The 352-nt window shown below is 59.1% G+C and carries 1 pseudogene; it reads left to right on the top strand.

The window, feature by feature from the left end:
* A pseudogene (locus EZI54_RS24135) lies at positions 1-189 on the top strand (hypothetical protein); the annotation flags it as partial.
* Positions 190-352 lie beyond the last annotated feature (163 nt).

Raw genomic sequence — 352 nt, 5'->3', positions numbered from 1 at the left:
TACCGCCACCTGGACCCGGTCACGGCCGAGCACGACCGGCAAACCAATCGCCCGGAACGCTACTGGCGCGATATGGACGACGATACCTTCAAGGCCTGTGAGCGCGAGATGCACTATCGAGTCCACGAACTGCGCACCCTGAGCCGGCCGAACTTTATGGCTGAGAAGACGGTTTACGCGAGCTTCTAGCACTCAAGTTGTCCGAGAATCAGGGACCGCTGGTGGTCGAATCTCACCTGCGGATGGTGGAAATGCGGTCGCCGGCCAATTTGGGGCCGGGTATGGTCACGCTCTGGCGACTATTTCCGCTGGATATTCCAAGGACCAGGGAAAGCATTCTTTACAGCGAGCC

This window comes from Marinobacter halodurans (assembly GCF_004327985.1).
Classification (GTDB): domain Bacteria; phylum Pseudomonadota; class Gammaproteobacteria; order Pseudomonadales; family Oleiphilaceae; genus Marinobacter_A; species Marinobacter_A halodurans.
Note: the sequence above shows the minus strand (reverse complement) of the source record. Positions and strands in the feature narration are given on the sequence as shown.